This window comes from Agromyces sp. NPDC058104, assembly GCF_042884835.1.
GTDB lineage: Bacteria > Actinomycetota > Actinomycetes > Actinomycetales > Microbacteriaceae > Agromyces.
Window position 1 is genome coordinate 1,623,194 of sequence record NZ_JBHVTD010000001.1, and the last position, 14,930, is coordinate 1,638,123.

13 protein-coding genes are annotated in these 14,930 nt (G+C 72.0%); 11 read left to right on the forward strand and 2 right to left on the reverse strand.

What is annotated here, in order from left to right; all coding sequences use genetic code 11:
* Window positions 1-95 precede the first annotated feature (95 nt).
* From ACFVTH_RS07710 to ACFVTH_RS07760, 11 genes are all read left to right on the forward strand, one after another.
* Window positions 96-1,532 (forward strand): sulfatase, encoded by a 1,437-nt coding sequence (locus ACFVTH_RS07710; RefSeq protein WP_387088579.1) that lies wholly within the window; start codon window positions 96-98, stop codon window positions 1,530-1,532.
* Between the two features lie 122 nt (window positions 1,533-1,654).
* Window positions 1,655-2,929: an ABC transporter substrate-binding protein gene (locus tag ACFVTH_RS07715; RefSeq protein ID WP_387088582.1), complete on the forward strand. Its 1,275-nt coding sequence runs from the start codon at window positions 1,655-1,657 to the stop codon at window positions 2,927-2,929.
* A 4-nt stretch (window positions 2,930-2,933) separates the two neighbouring features.
* The gene (locus ACFVTH_RS07720) at window positions 2,934-3,908 is read left to right on the forward strand and encodes a carbohydrate ABC transporter permease (protein ID WP_387088585.1); all 975 of its coding nucleotides are present in this window, start codon (window positions 2,934-2,936) and stop codon (window positions 3,906-3,908) included.
* A complete protein-coding gene (locus tag ACFVTH_RS07725; RefSeq protein WP_387088588.1) occupies window positions 3,901-4,806 on the forward strand; it encodes a carbohydrate ABC transporter permease in 906 nt (301 codons plus the stop codon). Before ACFVTH_RS07720 ends, ACFVTH_RS07725 begins: the two co-directional genes overlap by 8 nt.
* Window positions 4,807-4,810: 4 nt before the next feature.
* Window positions 4,811-5,947: a LacI family DNA-binding transcriptional regulator gene (locus ACFVTH_RS07730; RefSeq protein ID WP_387088592.1), complete on the forward strand. Its 1,137-nt coding sequence runs from the start codon at window positions 4,811-4,813 to the stop codon at window positions 5,945-5,947.
* 37 nt (window positions 5,948-5,984) lie between these two features.
* On the forward strand, window positions 5,985-7,169 hold the full coding sequence (locus ACFVTH_RS07735) for a Gfo/Idh/MocA family protein (RefSeq protein WP_387088595.1): 1,185 nt from the start codon (window positions 5,985-5,987) through the stop codon (window positions 7,167-7,169).
* Between the two features lie 150 nt (window positions 7,170-7,319).
* Window positions 7,320-8,363 carry an L-threonine 3-dehydrogenase gene (gene tdh, locus ACFVTH_RS07740; RefSeq protein WP_387088598.1) on the forward strand — a complete coding sequence of 348 codons (1,044 nt, stop codon included), beginning with the start codon at window positions 7,320-7,322 and terminating at the stop codon, window positions 8,361-8,363.
* A 2-nt stretch (window positions 8,364-8,365) separates the two neighbouring features.
* A complete protein-coding gene (locus ACFVTH_RS07745; protein ID WP_387088601.1) occupies window positions 8,366-9,550 on the forward strand; it encodes a glycine C-acetyltransferase in 1,185 nt (394 codons plus the stop codon).
* A 64-nt stretch (window positions 9,551-9,614) separates the two neighbouring features.
* On the forward strand, window positions 9,615-10,046 hold the full coding sequence (locus tag ACFVTH_RS07750) for an SRPBCC domain-containing protein (RefSeq protein ID WP_387088604.1): 432 nt from the start codon (window positions 9,615-9,617) through the stop codon (window positions 10,044-10,046).
* A gap of 50 nt (window positions 10,047-10,096) precedes the next feature.
* Window positions 10,097-11,158 carry a LacI family DNA-binding transcriptional regulator gene (locus ACFVTH_RS07755; protein WP_387088607.1) on the forward strand — a complete coding sequence of 354 codons (1,062 nt, stop codon included), beginning with the start codon at window positions 10,097-10,099 and terminating at the stop codon, window positions 11,156-11,158.
* Between the two features lie 48 nt (window positions 11,159-11,206).
* Entirely contained in the window at window positions 11,207-12,436 is a 1,230-nt protein-coding gene (locus ACFVTH_RS07760; RefSeq protein ID WP_387088609.1) for an amidohydrolase, read from the forward strand.
* A gap of 93 nt (window positions 12,437-12,529) precedes the next feature.
* Here the strand turns inward: ACFVTH_RS07760 and ACFVTH_RS07765 are convergent, their stop codons facing one another.
* Both ACFVTH_RS07765 and ACFVTH_RS07770 read right to left on the reverse strand, forming a co-directional pair.
* Window positions 12,530-13,873 carry an MATE family efflux transporter gene (locus ACFVTH_RS07765; RefSeq protein WP_387088612.1) on the reverse strand — a complete coding sequence of 448 codons (1,344 nt, stop codon included), beginning with the start codon at window positions 13,871-13,873 and terminating at the stop codon, window positions 12,530-12,532.
* 43 nt (window positions 13,874-13,916) lie between these two features.
* Window positions 13,917-14,837 carry an alpha/beta fold hydrolase gene (locus tag ACFVTH_RS07770; RefSeq protein ID WP_387088615.1) on the reverse strand — a complete coding sequence of 307 codons (921 nt, stop codon included), beginning with the start codon at window positions 14,835-14,837 and terminating at the stop codon, window positions 13,917-13,919.
* Between the last annotated feature and the right edge of the window lie 93 nt (window positions 14,838-14,930).

Consider the following 14,930-nt stretch of genomic DNA (forward strand, 5'->3'; position numbering starts at 1 on the left):
GCGGATCCGCATCCGGCATCGCGCTTGCCGCGTGGGCGGGCGGCGGCTATCGTCGATTGCTAATCGATTAACAAGGTGACTCGAGGGAGAGTGCGATGGCAGCGGTGGGCAGCGAGGCGGGTCACGACGGCGGGGGAGCGGCGCGGCGACGGCCCAACATCCTCCTCATCGTGTCCGACGACCACGGTTACGCCGACCGGTCGGCGCTCGGCATCGATCCCCAGGTGCGCACCCCCGCGCTCGACCGGCTCGCCGCCGAGGGGGTCGGCTGCGAGGAGGCGTATGTCACCGCTCCCGTGTGCTCGCCCTCGCGTGCGGGGCTCATCGCCGGGGCGTACCAGCAGCGCTGGGGCGCCCACTGGTTCGACGACTCCTCGATGGCGGGCCCCGAGCATCCCTCGCTCGCCGAACGCCTGCGCGACGTCGGCTACCGCACCGGCTACTACGGCAAGGTGCACTACGGCGCAGAGCGCGAGGGTGATCGCGGCACGCCGCCGATGCACGGCTTCGACGACAGCTTCTACGGACTCGCCGGGCTGTCGATGGGCCGCCTGAACTACCTTCGCCACTCCGGTGACGCGGTCGCCGACTACGGCGATGCCGCGAAGGCCATGGCCGTGCAGCCGCTGTCGGCGGGCGGCGAGCCGGTCGAGGTCGAGCGGTTCCTCACCGACGAGATCGCCGATCGCGCCGCGGCCTTCATCGCGGACGACGACGAGCGGCCGTTCTTCGCGATGGTCGCCTTCAACGCGGTGCACAACTTCTGCTGGCAGCTGCCCGACGAGGAGCTCGAGGCGCGCGGGCTGCCGAAGTTCGACGACTGGTACCCCGGGGCCTCGGAGTACCTCGACTGGTACGACGGGGCGATCAGCCCGAACCTGCCGAACGGGCGGGCGTACTACCTCGCCCAGCTCGAGCTGATGGACCGGCAGATCGGTCGCCTGCTCGCACTGCTCGACGAACGGGGCGTCGGCGACGACACGATCGTCGTCTACACGACCGACAACGGCGGCTCCCAGTGCAACTACGGCGTGAACGCGCCGCTCCGCGGGTCGAAGTACACGCTCTACGAGGGCGGCATCAGGGTGCCGTTCCTCGTCCGCTGGCCGGCCGAGCTTCCCGGCGGAGCCCTCCGGGACGGCCTCGTCAGCTCGATGGACATCGCGGCGACCGCGCTCGCCGCGGCGGGTGGCGACGTCGACGGCCTCGATGGCCGCGACCTCCGCGCCTATCTGCGCGGGGACGACGGTCCCGTCCGCGACGAGCTGCACTGGGACTGCCGCTGGCAGTGGTCGGTGCGCCAGGGGCGCTGGAAGCTCAGCTGGGTCGAGCCGGGCTCGTCGCACGCGGAGGAGATCCGCCGCGTCGAGCACACCGAGCCCGGCGACGGACTGCGCCTCGTCGACCTCCTCGCCGACCCGGCGGAGCAGCGCGACGTGCGCGACGAGCACCCTGCAGTCGTCGACGAGCTGACCTTGGCCCGCCGGCGGTGGCGCGACGAGATGGACCGTTCGTCCGCGCTTTCGGGCTGACGCTTGCGTCGCCGGGGCTCCCCGGCTACAGTCACGTGTTAATCGTTTAGCTAAACGATTAACATTCCGGCGGGCGCAGCACCGCCGACCCCCACCAAGAGACAGATCCAAAGGAGGATCGGATGCTTCGAAGTGCAATCACCCGTCGCGGGGCCGCCGCGGTGGCGCTCGCCGCCACGGCCGCACTCGCGCTCAGCGCCTGCAGCGACTCGGGTTCGGCCTCGGGCGACGGCGAGGCCGTCACGCTCGAGTACGGCGTCTGGGACCAGAAGCAGGAGGCCGCGATGAAGGAGATCGCCGCCGCATTCACGGAGGAGCACCCCGAGGTCACCGTCAAGCTCGTCACCACGCCGTACAAGGAGTACTTCACGAAGCTCCAGACCTCGGTCTCGGGCGGCTCGGCCCCCGATGTCTTCTGGATGAACGGCCCGAACTTCCAGCTCTACGCCTCGAACGGCGTGCTCGCCCCGCTCGACGACCAGGGCATCGACCCCGCCGACTACCCGCAGGGCCTCGTCGACCTCTACACCTACGACGGCGCGCTCTACGGCGCCCCGAAGGACTTCGACACCGTCGGCCTCTGGTACAACAAGGAGCTCTTCGACGCCGCCGGCGTGGCCTACCCCGAGGCCGGCTGGACGTGGGAGGACCTCGAGGCGACCGCCGCGAAGCTCACCGACCCCGCGAAGGGGCAGTACGGCATCGCCGCCTCGCAGTTCGGCCAGGAGAACTACTACAACTCGATCGCGCAGGCCGGCGGCGAGGTCATCAGCGCCGACGGCACCGAGTCGGGCTACGGCAGCCCCGAGGCGCTCGCGGGCATCGAGCTCTGGACCGACCTCATCGCCGCGGGCTCGTCGCCCACCGCGCAGCAGATGACCGACACCAATCCCGAGGACCTCTTCTTCTCGGGCAAGGTGGCGATGTTCCAGAACGGCTCGTGGGCCGCCGGCGCCTACGCCGACAACCCCGACATCGCCGACAAGGTGAACGTCGCCCCGCTCGCCGCCGGTGCCGAGGGCAACCAGAGCGTCATCCACGGCCTCGCGAACGTCGTGAACGCGAAGAGCGAGCACGTCGACCTCGCCAAGGAGTTCGCCGCCTTCGCGAGCGGCGAGGCCGCGTCCGACATCATGGCCGACTCGGGCACCGTCATCCCGGCGTTCGAGGGCAAGCAGCAGGCCTGGGTCGACGCGCTCCCGCAGTACGACCTCCAGGTCTACATCGACGCGCTCGACACGGCGGTCGCCTACCCCGTCTCGAAGAACACCGCCGCGTGGAACTCGATCGAGAGCGAGATCCTCTCGCAGATCTGGGCCGGATCCGTCTCGCCGAAGGACGGACTCCAGCAGCTCGCCACCGAGATGCAGGCGGCGCTCGACGCGGAGTCGGAGTAACGCCATGACCGACCTGATCGCGCAGCGCGCGAGCGCGCCGATCTCCGAACTCGACCGGGGGCGGCTCGCCGCCGCCCCCGGGCGGGGGCGGCGGCGCGGGCGCGGGCCCGGCCAGTCGCCCTGGTGGGCGCTGCTGTTCATCGGCCCGACGGCCGCGGGCCTGCTCGCCTTCTACCTGTGGCCGACCGTGCGCACCTTCTTCATGTCGTTCACCGAGTCGGGCCCCTTCGGGGGCTCCGAGTTCGTCGGCCTCGACAACTACGTGCGCCTCTTCCAGGACCCCGAGCTGCTCGGGGCCCTCCGCAACACCGCGCTGTACACCGTCATCGCACTCGTCGGCATCCCGCTCGCGGTCGCCATCGCGGCGCTGCTGAACACGACCGGCCTCCGCGGCCGCGGTGTCTACCGCACCCTCTACTTCATCCCGGTCGTCACGATGCCGGCCGCGATCGCGCTCGTCTGGCGCATGATCTACAACGGCGACTACGGCGTGCTCAACGAGGTGCTCGGGGTCTTCGGCATCGAGGGCAAGAGCTGGCTCACCGACCCGAGCACCGCGCTCGTCGCCATCGCCGTGGTCGGCATCTGGGCGGGCCTCGGCACGAACATCGTCATCTTCCTCGCGGGCCTCCAGGGGATCCCCGACACGGTCATGGAGGCCGCCGACCTCGACGGCGCCGGCCCGGTCCGCAAGTTCTTCTCGATCACCATCCCGCTGCTGAGCCCGAGCATCTTCTTCGTCAGCGTGATCAGCGTCATCGGCGCGCTGCAGGTGTTCGACCTCATCTACATGATGCTCGGCCAGTCGAACCCGGCGATGCCGAACACCCGCACGATCGTCTATCTCTTCTACCAGGCGGGGTTCATCGACAACGAGAAGGGCTACGCGGCGGCGATCGCGTTCCTGCTCCTCATCATCATCCTCATCCTGACGGTCGTGCAGTTCCGCCTGCAGAAGAAGTGGGTGCACTATGAGTGACCTCTCCCTCGACACCAGGGCGATGACCGGCGCGGATGCCGCGAGCGAACCCGGGCGCGGGGCATCCGCCGCCCGTGGCTCGCGCAAGCGGAGCCACTGGCTCGTCCACCTCCTGCTCGCCGGCGGGGCGATCCTGATGGTCTTCCCGTTCGTCTGGCAGGCCCTCACCGCCTTCAAGACGTTCCAGGACTCCGTGCAGGTGCCGCCCGTCGTCATCCCCGACCCGTGGGTGTTCACGAACTTCGCCGAGGTCTTCGACTCGATGCCGTTCGGGCAGATGTTCCTCAACTCGGTGCTGCTCACCGTCGGCCGCACCGTCGGCCAGGTGGTGCTCTGCACGATGGCGGGCTACGCCTTCGCGCGCATCCCGTTCCGCGGCCGGAACGTGGTCTTCGTGCTGTTCCTCTCGGTGCTCATGGTGCCCTCGCAGCTCTACCTGCTGCCGCAGTACGAGATCATCCAGAACCTCGGCTGGCTGAACACGCTGCAGGCGCTCATCGTGCCCGGCATCTTCAGCGCCTTCGGCACCTTCCTCATGCGGCAGTTCTTCATGTCGATGCCGGCCGAGCTCGAGGAGGCCGCCCGCATCGACGGCGCCAACCCGTGGCAGACGTTCTGGCGCGTCATGGTGCCGCTCGCGAAGCCGGGCATCGTCGCGCTCACGGTCTTCACGGTGCTGTGGTCGTGGAACGACCTGCTGTGGCCGCTCGTCGTCACGACCGACCCCGAGAAGATGCCGCTCTCGGTGGGCCTGTCGCAGCTCGTCGGCCTCCACGGCACTGACTACCCTGTGCTGATGGCGGGCGCACTGCTGGCGACGCTGCCCATGCTGATCACGTTCATGATCCTGCAGAAGCAGTTCATCCAGGGCATCGCCTTCTCGGGAACGAAGGGGTGACGTGATGGCGCGGACGAACACGGACGGCTCGGCGGCGAACGGTGGCAACGGCCACCTCGGCAACGGCAACGGCAACGGCCACGCCGGTCACGGCGGGGGCAGCAGCGCCGCCGCCCGACGGCGCCCGACGCTGCGCATGGTCGCCGAGCTCGCCGGCGTGTCGACGGCGACCGTGTCCTACGTGTTCTCGGGTCGCAGCGGCGGCGGCTCGGGGGTCGCCGAGGCGACCGCGAAGCGCGTGCTCGATGCGGCCGAACAGCTGAACTACCGGCCGAACCGCGCCGCCCGCACGATCCGCACGGGTCGCAGCGACACGGTGCAGCTCTCGCTGCACATGCTGAGCGACCCGTGGTCGCTGGCCGTCGCCGCCGCCGTCAACGAGGAGGCGAACCGGCACGGGCTCACGACGCTCATCCTCGCCGACGGCGACTGGTACGCCGCCCTCGACCGGGTCGAGAGCGACGTCGCCTACCTCGACGGCGCGATCGGCACCGATGACGCGGAGCGCAAGGTGCAGGCCCTCGCCGAGCGCGGGCAGCGCCTCGTGGTCTTCAGCGAGACGCTCGAGCCGAACGGCTACGACGTGATCCGCTCGGACGCGATCCCGGGCTGCTACCTCGCGATGGACCACCTCCTCGAACGGCACACCGCGATCGGATGCCTCGTGGCCGAGGACGCCGTGCACGCCGGCGAGGGATCGCGGTACACCCCCTACCTCGAGCGCATGCGCGAGCACGGGCTCGAGGTCGTGCCCGAGCACACCGCGACGTACGCGAACACGCAGGCGAGCGCGTTCACCGCCGCGGCCGCACTGCTCTCGCGCGACGACCGCCCGACCGCGATCTACGCGACGACCGACTTCGCGGCGATCGCGGCGATCAACGCCGCGCACATGCTCGGGCTGCGGGTGCCGCACGATGTCGCCGTCATCGGCGTCGGCAACACCCCCGACGCCCAGGCCGTGGCACCCACCCTGACCACCGTCGGCCCGACCGACTTCTACCGCCGACAGGCCGAGATCATCGTCTCGCGGGCACTCGAGCCCGACGACGAGTTCCGGCTGCACGAGTTCGCCTGGTCGCTCGTGCCCGGCGGTTCCACTGATCTCGACGCCCCGCCGCGCGCGGCGCGCACACCGTGACCCCGCGCACGCGGAACACCTGAAGGAGCACCACCCCGTGGATCTGAACATCGGCATCGTCGGCTTCGGCGCGCGCTCGACCCTCGCGAACGAGGCGCATCGCCCCGGCCGCGGCTCGCGCGTGACGGCCGTCTGCGACCTCTCCGAGCGCTCGCGCGCCGAGGCGCGCGCGGCGCTGCCCGAGGCATCCGTCACCGACTCGCTCGACGAACTGCTCGCGAGCGGAATCGACGCCGTCATGGTGCTCACGCCCGACCACCAGCACGCACCCGTCGCGATCGCGGCGCTCGAGGCGGGCGTGCCCGTCTTCTGCGAGAAGCCGCTCGCCGTGACCGTGGAGGACGCCGACGCGATCCTCGAGACGGCCCGCCGCACCGGCACCCGCCTCTACGTCGGCCACAACATGCGCCACATGTCGGTGGTGCTGCTCATGCGCCGGCTCATCCTCGAGGGGCGCATCGGCGAGGTCAAGGCGGTCTGGTGCCGTCACTTCGTCGGCAACGGCGGCGACTACTACTTCAAGGACTGGCACGCCGAGCGCGAGAAGACGACCGGCCTGCTGCTGCAGAAGGGCGCGCACGACCTCGACGTCATCCACTGGCTCGCGGGCGCCTACACGACCGAGGTGCAGGCGATGGGCTCGCTCAGCGTCTACGGCGACATCGACGACCGCCGCGACCGCTCGGGCGAACGCATGCGCGACTGGTTCAGCCTCGACAACTGGCCGCCGACGGCGCAGACCGGCCTCAACCCGGTGATCGACGTCGAGGACATCTCGATGGTGAACATGCGCCTCGGAAACGGCGTGCTCGCGAGCTACCAGCAGTGCCACTTCACGCCCGACTACTGGCGCAACTACACGGTCATCGGCACCGAGGGCCGCATCGAGAACTTCGGGGACGTCTCGGGCTCCGAGGTCGGGCTCTGGAACCGCCGCCACCACGGGGCCGCCCCGGCGGACGAGACCTTCATCGTGCCCGAGTCGCCCGAGGACGTCGGCCACGACGGGGCCGACGCGCTGCTCGTGGCGGAGTTCCTGCGCTTCGTGCGGGACGGCGGGCTCACGGAGACCTCGCCCGTCGCGGCGCGCGAGGCCGTCGCCGTCGGGATCAGGGCGACCGAGTCGCTGCGCGGCGAGACCGGCACGCTCGAGGTGCCGCAGCTCGACGACGGCCTCGTGGCGTACTTCGAGGCCGGCCAGGTCGAGCCCGTCGTCGCCTGACTCGCCGGGCTCGCCCGAGCGCGCCCCGCACCCCGAAGCACACCCCTTCGCGCCGGTACGATGGCTGAGTCATCCGGCGCACCCACCGGACCTCTCGCATGAGCCGCCGCACCCAGCGGTTCGTGCGCCGAACAATGGAGTCACCCTGCGATGAAGGCCCTGTACAAGTCCGCTCCCGGCGCCGGTTTCGAGTTCGTCGAACGGCCCGAGCCCGAGCCCGGCCCCGCAGACGTGAAGATCCGGGTGCTCCGCACCGGCATCTGCGGCACCGACCTGCACATCGAGAAGTGGGACGACTGGGCCGCGTCGACGATCGCGACGCCGCTCATCGCGGGCCACGAGTTCTACGGCGAGGTCGTCGAGGTCGGCCCGCTGGTGCACGACGTGTCGGTCGGCGACAAGGTGTCGGGCGAGGGCCACATCGTCTGCGGCATGTGCCGCAACTGCCGCGCCGGCCGTCGCCAGATGTGCATCCGTACGCTCGGCGTGGGCCTGCACCGCGACGGTGCGTTCGCCGAGTACATCGTCATCCCGGGTGAGAACGTGTGGGTGCACCACTCGCCCGTCGACCCCGAGGTCGGCGCGATCTTCGACCCGTTCGGCAACGCCGTGCACACGGCCCTCGCGTTCTCGGTCGTCGGCGAGGACGTGCTCGTCACCGGCTGCGGCCCGATCGGCCTGATGTCGATCGCGGTCGCGCGTCACGTCGGCGCCCGCTTCATCGTCGCCTCGGACGTCTCGCCCGCGCGCCTCGAGCTCGCCCGGCAGATGGGCGCCGACGACGTCGTGGATGTCTCGAAGGAGCGGGTGCGCGAGGCGCAGGGCCGGCTCGGGATGCGCGAGGGCTTCGACGTCGGGTTCGAGATGAGCGGAGCGCCGAAAGCGCTTCCCGAGATGATCGAGAACATGAACCACGGCGGCCGCATCGCGATGCTCGGCCTGCCCGCGCAGGAGTTCCCCATCGACTGGGGCAAGGTCGTCACGCACATGCTGACGCTCAAGGGCATCTACGGCCGCGAGATGTTCGAGACGTGGAACTCGATGAGCGCGATGCTGCAGACCAGCTCGGAGCTGCGGGAGCGCGTGGCATCCATCATCAGCGACCGCTACGCGGCGCGCGACTGGCGCGAGGCGTTCGACGTGGCCGCCTCGGGAAGCGTCGGCAAGGTCATCCTCGACTGGACGGAGGTCTGAACATGTTCGGAGACGTGAAGGCGCAGCTGCGCGCCGAGCTCGACGAGATCGAGGCCGCGGGCCTCACCAAGCGCGAGCGCGGCATCCACGGCCCGCAGTCCTCGGAGATCGAGGTCGCCGGTCGCGAGGTGCTGAACTTCTGCGCCAACAACTACCTCGGCCTCGCGAACGACCCGCGCATCGTCGCGGCCGCGCACCGCGGGCTCGACGAGTGGGGGTACGGCCTCGCGAGCGTGCGGTTCATCTGCGGCACGCAGGAGCTGCACCTCGAACTCGAGCGTCGGGTGTCCGAGTTCCTCGGCTACGACGACACGATCCTCTTCTCGTCGTGCTTCGACGCGAACGGCGGCGTCTTCGAGACCCTGTTCGGGCCCGACGACGCGATCATCTCCGACGAGCTCAACCACGCCTCGATCATCGACGGCATCCGCCTCTCGAAGGCGCGGCGGTTCCGCTACAAGAACCGCGACATGGCCGACCTCGAGGCTCGTCTCGTCGAGGCTGCGGGCGCCCGCCGCAAGGTCATCGTCACCGACGGCGTGTTCTCGATGGACGGCTACATCGCGCCGCTGCAGGAGATCTGCGACCTCGCCGAGCGCTACGACGCGCTCGTCTTCGTCGACGACTCGCACGCCGTCGGCTTCGTCGGCGAGCACGGGCGCGGCACCCCCGAGTACTGCGGCGTCGAGGGCCGGGTCGACATCACGACCGGCACCTTCGGCAAGGCGCTCGGCGGGGCATCCGGCGGGTACGTCGCCGCCCGACAGGAGATCGTCGACCTGCTGCGCCAGCGTGCGCGCCCCTACCTCTTCTCGAACACGCTCGCCCCCGCGATCGTCGCGGGCACGATCGAGGCGCTGTCGCTCCTCGCCTCCTCGGGCGAGCTGCGCACCCGCCTGAACGCGAACGCGGCGCTGTTCCGCGAACTGATGGATGCCGCGGGCTTCGAGCTGCTGCCCGGCGAGCACGCGATCGTGCCGGTCATGTTCGGCGACGCCGCGCTCACCGCGCGCATCGCCGACGCGCTCCAGCAGCGCGGCGTGTTCGTCACGGCGTTCTCGTACCCGGTGGTGCCGAAGGGCGCCGCCCGCATCCGCGTGCAGCTCTCGGCCGCGCACACCGAGGACGAGATCCGCCGCTGCGTCGCCGCGTTCGCCGAGGCACGCGAGGCGGTCGCCACGGCCTGAGGCGTAGCCTGAGGCGAGACCGTGGACGCGCGCCGACGGCGACGCGCAGTGAGGGGACTGAGCCATGGGCACGGGATACGAGGCGACCTCGAGCGTCGTGATCGACGCACCGCGCGAGCGCGTCTGGGCGGTCATCACCGACCCCGAGGCGGCGCGGGAGTTCATGTTCGGCACCGAGCTCGTGACCGAGTGGTCGGTCGGCGGGCCGATCCGCTGGCGAGGCGTGTGGAAGGGCGAGCCGTACGAGGATCATGGCACCCTGCTCGAGCTGGACGCCCCGCGGCGGCTCGTCCACACGCACTTCAGCCCGCTCAGCGGCGAGGCCGACGTGCCCGAGCACCACCACACCCTGACCTGGACGCTCGAGGAGGACGGCCGGGCCACCGTGCTCACGCTCACCCAGGACAACAACGCGACCGCCGAGGCGGCCGAGCACTCGACGGGCATGTGGGACTCGCTCGTCGCGACGGTGAAGGAGATCGCCGAGCGGGCGTGACCCGCACGGGGACGGACGATCTCGAATCGATTCGGCCTAGAATCGGGCGCATGCAGCCCGATGCAGTCTCCCGCCCGACGCTCGCCGACGTCGCCGCGCACGCCGGCGTCTCGGCATCGACGGCGTCGCTCGCGTTCAGCGGCTCCGGTCCGGTGTCGGACGCCACGAAGCAGCGCGTGCTCGACGCCGCCGCCGAGCTCGGCTACGGCGGCCCCGACCCGCGCGCCCGGTCGCTGCGCCGCGGCCGCTCGGGCATCGTCGGGGTCGTCCTCGAGGAGCGCGTGCGCGCGGCCTTCCTCGATCCGGTGAAGATCCAGATGCTCGACGGCATCACGGAGGGCATCGCGCCGCTCGGCGCCGGCCTCCTCCTGCTCACCGACACCGGCGAGCCCGGCGACAACGCGGTGAGCATCGAGAGCGCGCCCGTCGACGCCGTCGTGCTCATCGGGTGCAGCCCGCGCCTGGCCGAGTCGGTCGATGCGCTCCGACGACGGGGCATCCCGGCCGTCGCGATCGAGGGGGCGACCGGCGACGGCATCCCCGAGATCTCGATCGACAACCGGCAGGCGACCCGACGGGGCGCCGAGTACTTGCGCGAGCTCGGCCACACCCGCGTCGCGATCGTCACCCTGCCCTTCGACGCGCCCCGCACGCGCGGCGCGCTCACCCCCGAGCTCGAGCGCGCGGGCACGGCGGCGACGACGCGCGAGCGGCTCGCCGGCGCCCGCGAGGTGTTCCCCGATGCGCCCGTGCAGGTCGCCGGAGCGAGCTCGATCGAGGAGGGACTCGAGGCCGGCCGCGCCGTGCTCGCCGACCCCGCCACCCGGCCGACCGCGGTCATCGCGCAGAGCGACCTGCTCGCGGCCGGCGTCATCCGCGCCGCGGAGGAGTACGGCATCGCGGTGCCCGCGGAGCTCAGCGTGCTCGGCTTCGACGGGATCCGGGTCGACGGCCTCCAGCACGACCTGACCACGCTCGCGCAGCCCTCCGTCGCGAAGGGGCGGGCTGCCGGCGAGGCGGTCGTGCGGCTGCTCGCGGGCGAGGAGCCCGAGTCGGTGTGCTTCACGAGCACGCTCCACGTCGGCGACACGACGGCCGCACCCGCGCGCTGAGGCCGGGTGCTCCGCGGCGAACCGGCATCGCCGACCTAGGCTGGCGGCATGTCACTCGACCTCGCCGCCGTCTACCGCGACCTGCACGCCAATCCCGAGCTCTCGTTCCAGGAGCATCGCACCGCCGGCATCGTCGCCGAGGCGCTGGGCCCGCTCGGCTACGAGGTCACGACGGGCATCGGCGGAACCGGAGTGGCCGGGGTCCTGGCGAACGGCGATGGGCCGACGGTACTGCTCCGCGCCGACATGGACGGACTGCCGGTGCTCGAGGCGACCGGGCTGCCGTACGCGAGCACGGTGCGATCGACCGACCTCGAGGGCAACGACGTGCCCGTGATGCACGCGTGCGGGCACGACGTGCACGTGACGTGCCTGCTCGGGGCTGCCGAACGCCTCGCGGCCGGCCGCGCGGAGTGGTCGGGCACGCTCGTCGTGGTCTTCCAGCCCGCCGAGGAGCAGGGCGGCGGCGCCGAGGCGATGGTCGCCGACGGGCTCTTCGACCGCGTCCCGAAGCCCGACGTCGTGCTCGGCCAGCACGTCGCCCCGCTGCCCGCCGGCTTCGTCGGCCTGCGCCCCGGCCCCGCGATGGCCGCGGCCGACTCGCTCTCGGTGCTCGTGCACGGCACGGGCGGGCACGGTTCGCGGCCCGAGGCGACCGTCGACCCCGTGCTCCTCGCCGCGGCGATCACCGTGCGCCTCCAGGGCATCGTCGCGCGCGAGATCGCCGCGACCGACTCGGCCGTCGTGACCGTCGGGCAGTTGCACGCAGGCACGAAGAACAACATCATCCCGGCGGAGGCGAAGCTCGGCCTCAGCGTGCGCACCTTCGACGAGTCGGTGCGCGAGAAGGTGGTCGCCGCGATCGAGCGCATCGCGAAGGGCGAGGCGGCCGCGTCGGGCGCACCGCGCGAGCCCGAGCTCGTGTTCGAGGAGCGTTTCCCGCTCACGGTCAACGAGCCGGCGGCCTCCGCGCGCACGGCCGCCGCGCTCCGCGGGGCGCTCGGCGACGACCGCGTGTTCGACCCGGGCGTCGTCTCGGGCAGCGAGGATATCGGGGTGCTCGCCACGGCGGCGGGCGCGCCGCTCGTCTACTGGCTCCTCGGAGGCTTCGATCCGGCGCGCTTCGACCCCGTCGCGCTCGCCGCAGGCCGGCTTCCCGACGACCTGCCGTCGAACCACTCGCCGTACTTCGCGCCCGTGATCGACCCCACGCTCGACGCCGGGGTGGCGGCGCTCGTCGGCGCCGCACGCGAGTGGCTCGGAGGCGGCGCGGCCTGAGCCGGAGCCGCAGCAGCAGCAGCCGCAGCAGCAGCCGCAGCCGGCGCGGCCTCCTCGCCCGTCGCAGTCGAATCGACCCGACGGGCCGGCCGCTCAGTCGGGCGCGCCGGTGATCATCCAGCGGTCGCCGCGCGCCCGCAGCCCGAGGGTCACGGCGCGCGCGGCGAGGTAGCCGATCGCGAACGCCGCCATGAGCCAGGCCGGCCCCGCCGCCCCCGGCGGGGCGATCGCGACGACGCCGAGCGCGAGCGGCACGAAGACGGCGAGGTTCACGAGCCCGGTCCACGCGAGGTACCGGGCGTCGCCGGCGCCGATGAGCACGCCGTCGAGCACGAAGACGAGGCCGCCGAGCGGCGCCGAGAGGCCCAGCACCACGAGCGCGGGCGGCAGCAGGGCGGCTACCTCGGCGGAGCTCGTGAAGAGGCCGGGCAGCACCCACGCCGTCGCGACGAGGATCGCCCCGAGCGCCGCGCCGGCGCCGATGCCCCACTCGACGCAGCGCCGCAGGATGCGCCGCACGACGACGACGTCGCCCACGCCGAGCCCGCGGCCGATGAGCGCCTGCGCGGCGATCGCGAGCGCGTCGAGGGCGAAACCGAGGGTGAAGTAGATCGTCATCGCGACCTGGAACGCCGCCAGTTCGTTCGAGCCGAGCGAGGTCGCCGCCCACGTCGCGAGCAGCAGGGCGACGCGCAGGCTCGCCGTGCGCAGCAGCAGCCAGCCGCCCGACACCGCGCCCCGCAGTACGCCGGCGTGGTGCGGCCAAGGGCTCGCACCGGCGCGCGCCGCGTGCCGGGCGACGACGACGAGGTAGACCGCGACCATGCCCCACTGGGCCACGACGGTGCCGACGGCCGAGCCCGCGATGCCCCACCCGGCGACGTAGATGAACAGGTAGTTCAGCACGATGTTGACGGCGAAGCCGATGCCGGCGACCCAGAGCGGCGTGCGCGTATCCTGCAGTCCGCGCAGCAGGCCGGTCGCGGCGAACACGACGAGCATCGCCGGCAGCCCGGCCATCGAGATCGAGAGGTACACGGATGCCTCGGCCGCGACCTCGCTCGTCGCCCCGAAGAGCGAGACCAGCCAGGGCGCCGCGAACCAGCCCGCGACCGCGAGCACCGCGCCGATGCCGAGCGCGAGCCAGAGCCCGTCGATGCCCGCGGCGACCGCGCCGCGGAGGTCGCCCGTGCCCACCCTGCGGGCGACCGCGGGGGTCGTCGCGTAGGCGAGGAACACCATGAGCCCGATGATCGTCTGCAGCACCGCGCTCGCGATGCCCAGGCCGGCGAGCGGAGTCGCACCGAGGTGGCCGACCATCGCGGTGTCGGCGAGCAGGAACAGCGGTTCGGCGATGAGCGCGCCGAGCGCGGGCACGGCGAGGCGCAGGATGTCTCGGTCGACGGTGCGGGGCGATGGCGTCTCGGTGCTGCTCATGTCACTTGAAGCCTAGGCGCGGCCGCCGACCGCCCGCCCCGGCTCAAGCGGCGGCAGTGACGGTGCGCTCCTCGCCGTGTCCGAGCCGGTCGACGCCCTCGACGCCGCCGTCGACGAACGCAGAGACCGCGTCGAGCGTGCGGTCGGCGGCGAGCAGCCGCGAGTGGCCCGAGCCGTTCGAGAGCAGCAGCCGCGACCGGTCGCCGTGGGCGGCGTGCAGCAGTTCGCTCTGCGCCGCATCGATCTCGCGGTCGTCGCGGTCGTGCAGCAGCAGCAGCCCGACGTCGCGCGGCAGCGGCGCGGCGATCGAGTCGAAACGCTGCCACGGGTCGATCGCGTGCGGGTAGACGCGGCGGGTGTAGTGGTCGCGCTGCGCGGCGGCCGCGGCGGCACTGAGGCCCATCCCGTCGGCGAAGGCGTCGAAGAGGTAGCGGCCCGAGGCCATCGGCGCGATCCCGACGACGCCTCGGGTCGAGACGCCGTCGCGCACGGCGGCCATCGCCGCGAGCGAGCCGAGCGAGTGCCCGACGATCGCCTCGAAGCGGCCGTACTTCAGGTGCAGCCGGTTGATGGCCTCGGTCCACGAGCGGATGTCGGTGCGACGGCCGGACGCGTCGCCGTGGGCGGGCGCGTCGAACGCGACGAGGTGGCATCCGGCGGCGCGCAGCTCGCGGATGATCGGCGCGAACTGCGAGGCGCGGCCGCGCCATCCGTGCACGAGGAGCACGGTGCGGGCGCCCGAGCCCCACTCGTAGAGCACGCCGTCGCCGTGCGGCAGGGGCAGGCGCTGCCGCGAGGCCGCGAGATGCACCGCCCGCTCGCCCTCCTGCACCGGGCGGCTCGGGCGCGTGCGTTCGAAGATCGGCGCGGCGAGGCTCGCCGCGAGCGCGGGGGAGAGGCGGTCGGCGGCATGCACCGCGCCGACGGCGGTGTGCCGCATCCGCACGGAGGTCGACAGAGCCATGGGGGTGTCCTTCCGGTCGTGCTGGTCGGGATGCTCCTCACTCTGGCCGCGACCGCCGGAGACCGACATGGACCCATGTCGCCCATCGGGCGA